Annotated in this window: 6 protein-coding genes; all 6 read right to left on the bottom strand. The window is 72.0% G+C overall.

Annotated features, from left to right (window positions below; all coding sequences use genetic code 11):
- Positions 1-888, bottom strand: an 888-nt coding sequence (locus VGD70_RS01425) for an SLC13 family permease (protein WP_331077255.1), incomplete at its 3' end; no start/stop codon positions are given.
- 81 nt (positions 889-969) lie between these two features.
- Positions 970-1,848, bottom strand: a complete 879-nt coding sequence (locus VGD70_RS01420) for an SCO6745 family protein (protein WP_331077253.1) — start codon at positions 1,846-1,848, stop codon at positions 970-972.
- Positions 1,849-2,120: 272 nt separating this feature from the next.
- The gene (locus VGD70_RS01415; RefSeq protein ID WP_331077252.1) at positions 2,121-3,014 is read right to left on the bottom strand and encodes an amidohydrolase family protein; all 894 of its coding nucleotides are present in this window, start codon (positions 3,012-3,014) and stop codon (positions 2,121-2,123) included.
- A 22-nt stretch (positions 3,015-3,036) separates the two neighbouring features.
- The gene (locus VGD70_RS01410) at positions 3,037-3,951 is read right to left on the bottom strand and encodes an NADP-dependent oxidoreductase (RefSeq protein ID WP_331077250.1); all 915 of its coding nucleotides are present in this window, start codon (positions 3,949-3,951) and stop codon (positions 3,037-3,039) included.
- A gap of 13 nt (positions 3,952-3,964) precedes the next feature.
- A complete protein-coding gene (gene smpB / locus VGD70_RS01405; RefSeq protein WP_331077248.1) occupies positions 3,965-4,441 on the bottom strand; it encodes an SsrA-binding protein SmpB in 477 nt (158 codons plus the stop codon).
- Between the two features lie 87 nt (positions 4,442-4,528).
- The coding region (locus tag VGD70_RS01400) for an FtsX-like permease family protein (protein ID WP_331077246.1) at positions 4,529-5,084 on the bottom strand (556 nt) is incomplete at its 5' end.

Here is a 5,084-nt window from a genome sequence, read left to right as displayed (position 1 = left end):
CTCGATGCGGCGGATCTCGGGCTTGTTCAGCAACAGCAGGACGGCGGCCAGCGCGACGAACATCAGCGCGCAGATCGGCAGCGCCATGAGCATCCAGTCGAGGAAGCCGATCCGCTCCCCCGTCGCCTCCTCGATCAGCCCGCGGCCGATCAGGTTCGGCGGAGTGCCGACCGGGGTGAGCAGACCGCCGACGCTGGCGCCGTAGGCGAGCATCAGCATGACCGCGACGCCGACCCGCAGGCGGAGGGGATCGAAGTCCGGCTGCACCAGCTCCTTCTCCTGCAGGAGCTTGGCGATGACCGAGATGATGCCCAGCGCCGTCGGCAGCAGCATCGCCACCGTCGCCGTGTTGGACACGAAGGCCGACAGCAGGCAGGTGATCGCGCCGAAGGCGATGACCACCCGGTAGGTCGAGGTGCCGACCCAGGTCAGCGACAGCACGAACATCGCGAAACGTCGGGCGAGGCCGTGCTTGAGCATCGCCATCGCCAAGATGAACGCGCCGATGAAGGTGAACACCGTCGTCGACCCGAAGGGCGCCAGCGCATCGTCGGCCGGGACGACACCCAGGACGACGATCGCGCCGATGCCGATGAGGCCGCCGACGGGGATCGGCACCGGCTCGGTGATCCACAGGACGATGACGCCCAGCAGGATCGCGGCCAGCAGGTGCTGATCGCGCGGCAGGTCGATCGGCAGGAGCGCGAAGACGATCGTGACCAGCGGCGCCAGGAACAACCCGACGGTGCGCCGGCCCTTCTCGAAGCGCTCCTCGGCCGGGCTGAGCTGCTGCTCGCCGAGGCTCCGGTAGGTCGCACTGCCCCGGAAAGCGGCATCGACATCGGTCCGCTGCGCCCGATGGCCTGGGTCCCGCTCCGTCGCGGTCATGACGCCTCCCGGTGCTGGAGATGTGCCCCCGACCTTGACACGTGTCGCGTCCTCCCGCGATCGCTGCCCTGTGCAGGCCGATCAGCGGCCGAAGATGCCCTGCCCGAAGGCGCCGTTCTCGGTGATCCGGCGCGAGAGCCCCTTGCCCAGCTCGACGACGCGGGCCGTCGCCTCGGCGCCGAGCGACAACCACGGGTCGGCCGCCAGCGCATCGGTGTGCACCTCGATCCGCGCGCGGAGCGCCTCCCCCTCGGCGGTCAGGCCGGCGTCGTCGAGGAGCCCGCGGTGGGCCAGGGCGGCGCAGGTGGCAGCCCATTCCTCGTCCTTCCACCCGCGGGTGGCCTTCGCCGCTGCCTCGGTGAACCCGCGGCCGGTCGCGCTGTGGGTGATCAGCGCCTCCAGCCCGGACAGCCCCGCGTGCAGCAGCGCGGCGATGTGCCCGTCGCCGCGGTGCTCGCGCAGCAGGGTCGCGCCGTGCCACATCTGCAGCAGCGGTTCCTCGGGCCAGGGCAGGTCGGCGTGGCCCGCGTAGAGCGGGCGCCCCTCCGGCGTGAGCGCCGTGCACGCGTCGCGCAGCAGGCCGGCCAGCTCGGCCACCTCCGGTGATGCTGCGGCTTCCTCGCCCAGCAGCCGGGTCAGCGAGGCGCGGGCCGCGTCGAGCCGCGCGGCGATCACCTGCTCGGGGGAGGCCAGGGTCCAGGCCCGGGGAACCATGTGCGCGACCAGCGACGGCGAGAAGTTGTAGAAGGTCGCCGTCACCACCCCGGCGCCCACCGCGCCCATCGGCGCGGAGCGACCGGCGAAGTACACCATCCGGCCCGGGCGCAGCCCGAGCGCGGCAAGGCGCTCGTCGGTCTCCGGCGCGAAGTACACGTGGGCGTGCAACGGATCGATCGCTCGATGGGCACGCCCGATGAGGGCCGGGTCGAAGACGGGCGTGGGCTGATCGGCGCTGACCATGCGCCGCACCTTACTGAGAGCCGGGCCCACCGGCCGGGGACGGGGGAAACGACCGGGCGACGTGGGTGCGGAAAGGCGCGCGACGGCAGCGCCACCGCGTAGCCGGCCAGCTCACCGGCGGGATCGACGAAGCCACGCCGTCCCGGGAGATGTCGACCGGGGTGCCGCGCCACCACCAGCGGTCAGCCCATCAGCTGTCGGCAGAAGCGGGCCGACCCGCACGGATCCGGCGGGTCCAGCACGGTCGCGCTCAGGGCGGAACGGGGAGCCGTTCAGTCCTCCAGCCGGAACAGCCGGGCGCCGTTCCGCCAGAGGACGGCGCGCAACCACTCCTCGCCCAGGTCCAGCCGGTGCAACGCCTGCAGCTGGTGGGCGTAGGAATAGGGGATCGACGGGAAGTCGCTGCCCAGCAGCACCTTCTCCTGCAGCGCCGCCAGCCGGGGCAGATCGGCGGGGTCGAACGGCATGAGCTGCTCGGTGAAGTCGGTGGCGAACATCGTGGTGTCCAGGTGCACGCGCTCGTACCGCTCGGCCAGGTCGAGGAACTCCCGGTACTCCGGCATGCCCAGGTGGGCGATCACCAGCTGCAGCCGCGGATACCGCTCCAGCAGTCCGCTCACCGGTTCGGGTCCGGTGTGCTCCCCGGCCAGCGGCCCCGATCCGCAGTGGATGACCACCGGGGTGCCGGCCTCCTCCAGCCGCGCCCACACCGGATCCAGGAGCCGATCGCGCGGATCGAACGCGCCCACCTGGACATGCACCTTGAACACCCGGACGCCGCTGTCCAGGGCGTCCGCGACGTAGGCCGCCGCTTCCGGCTCCGGATAGAACGTGGCCGACTGCAGCACCTGCGGTCGACCGGCGGCGAAGCCCGCCGACCACTGGTTGAGCCAGGCGGCCATCCCCGGCTTGTGCGGATAGGGCAGCGTCGGAAAGGCCCGCACCCCGAGGCGGTCCAGGATCTCCAGCCGCTCGTCCTCGGGCAGCGCGTACGCGACCGGCCAGCCCGTTCCGTAGTGCGTCCGGGCGGCCTCGAAGAAGCCCCACACCTTGGCCTGCACCCGGTCGGGGAGGAAGTGCACGTGGACGTCGACCAGCCCGGGCAGGCCGAGCTCGCGCCAGTAGCGCGGGACGTCGGCGTCGTCGACCGGCGGGGCCGTGGTCATCGCTGGGGCGTCGTTCCCGCGATCACCGCAGGGTGACGACGACCTTGCCGCGCACGTGCCCCGTGGCGAGCAACCGGTGCGCCGCGACCAGGTCCTCCAGCGGGAACGCCTTGGCGATCGGCACCCGCAGCTGCCCGGCGTCGGCCATGCGGGCCAGCTCCTCCAGGTCGTGCTGCTCCGGGCGGACGAAGACGTAGCGGCCGCCGAGGTCGCGCACCGACGGATCCACCACGCTGGCGATGCGCGAGGGGTCGCGCACCTGCTTCGGGGCGTCGGCCAGCGTTTCGCCGCCGACCAGGTCGAGGACGGCGTCCACCGGCTCGGACAGCTGCCCGCTGATCGGGCCGGCGGAGTAGTCGACGACCTCCGCGGCACCGGCATCGCGCAGGAAGCCATGGTTCTTCGGGCTCGCCGTGCCGATGACGTGCGCCCCGAGAGCGACGGCGATCTGGACGGCGAAGAAGCCCACGCCACCGGCCGCGCGGTGCACCAGCACCCGGTCGCCCTCGCCGACGTCGAGCGCCTCGGTCAGCGCCTGGTAGGCGGTCAGCCCAGCCAGCGGCAGGGCGCCGGCCTCGGCGAAGGAGAGCGACTCCGGCTTGTGGGCCAGGCAGCGCTGCGGCGCGGGCACGAACTCCGCCGCCGTCCCCCACTGCACGTCGTCGCGGCGCACGTAGCCGAAGACCTCGTCACCGGGGGCGAACGTGACCACGGCCGGGCCGACCGCCTCGACGACCCCGGCGACGTCCCAGCCCGGAACGATCGGGAAGTTGTGCGGAAAGGCCGCGGCGAGCCCGCCGGCCCGGATGCCCAGGTCGACCGGGTTCACCCCGGCGGCGTGCACCCGTACCAGGACCGTGTCCGGCCCCACCGGCGGATCCGGAAGGTCGTCGCGCAGACGGAGGACGTCGTCGTCCCCGAACTCGTCGTAGGCCATGCCGCGCATGCGGTCAGCGCCGTCCCTTCACGTACCGGCCGAAGGCCTTCTGGATCTCGCGGCGGGAGTCCCGCTCGGCGAGGTCGTGCCGCTTGTCGTAGGACTTCTTGCCCTTCGCCAGGGCGAGGGTGGCCTTGACCTTGCCGTCCTTGAAGTAGAGGTCGAGCGGGACGAGCGTCAGCCCGCCCTCTTTGATCTTGCCGATCAGCTTGTCGATCTCGGCCCGGTGCATGAGCACCTTGCGCTTGCGGCGCGGGGCGTGGTTGGTCCAGGTGCCTTCCATGTACTCGGCGATGTGCACGTGCTGCAGCCACACCTCGCCGTTGTCGATCGAGGCGAAGCCGTCGACGAGCGAGGCACGGCCGGCCCGGAGGCTCTTCACCTCGGTGCCGGTCAGCGCGAGGCCGACCTCGTACGTGTCGAGGATCGAGTAGTCGTGCCGCGCCTTCTTGTTCTGGGCGATGAGCTTGCGCCCCTGTTCCCGCGGCATGAGCCCAGGCTACTGCCCGGGTCGCCGCACCCCCCGCGGCGGCGAGATCGGCGGCCTCGCACGTCGTGCCGGGCGAGCCGCCGCCTCCTACAACCGCACGTACAGGCGCAGGGTCACGTAGGCGGCCAGGCCGGCCAGGCCCACACCCGCGGCGGCGATGACGGGTGCGATGACGGCGATCGCCGACCAGTCCACCGGCGGAATGATCCCGGACTTGATCGGGTCGGCCAGCGTGCGGTCGACGAAGAGGACCTTGGTCAGGACCAGCCCGCCGATGGCGAGCAACGCGCCGATGAGCCCCGCCAGAGCGGCCTCGAGGATGAAGGGCAGCTGGGTGTACCAGCGCGAAGCGCCCACCAGCCGCATGATGTTCGTTTCGTTCCGCCGGTTGAAGGCGGCCAGCTGGATCGTGTTGGAGATGAGCAGCAGCGCCGCGAGCGCCTGGACCACCGCCACCGCGATCGTCGCGTTCCGCGCCCCGTTGAGCAGGCTGAACAGACGGTCGAGGAAGTCGCCCTCGTCGGCGACCTTGTCCACGCCGTTCGCCTTGTCGGGGAACTCGGCGGCGATCACCGCGTAGCGCTCGGGGTTGACCAGCTCGACGCGGAAGCTCTCCGGCAGCGCGTCGGCCGGCGTGTTCTCG

This window comes from Actinophytocola sp. (genome assembly GCF_036402745.1).
Lineage (GTDB): Bacteria > Actinomycetota > Actinomycetes > Mycobacteriales > Pseudonocardiaceae > Actinophytocola.
The sequence above is the reverse complement of the archived record's forward strand: the minus strand, read 5'-3'. Positions and strand labels throughout refer to the sequence as shown.

What these genes read in the sequence shown, in the direction of transcription:
- VGD70_RS01420 (WP_331077253.1), bottom strand. Translation starts at nt 1,848, where the DNA reads ATGGTCAGCGCCGATCAGCCCACGCCCGTCTTCGACCCGGCCCTCATC.
- VGD70_RS01415 (WP_331077252.1), bottom strand. Translation starts at nt 3,014, where the DNA reads ATGACCACGGCCCCGCCGGTCGACGACGCCGACGTCCCGCGCTACTGG.
- VGD70_RS01410 (WP_331077250.1), bottom strand. Translation starts at nt 3,951, where the DNA reads ATGGCCTACGACGAGTTCGGGGACGACGACGTCCTCCGTCTGCGCGAC.
- smpB (WP_331077248.1), bottom strand. Translation starts at nt 4,441, where the DNA reads ATGCCGCGGGAACAGGGGCGCAAGCTCATCGCCCAGAACAAGAAGGCG.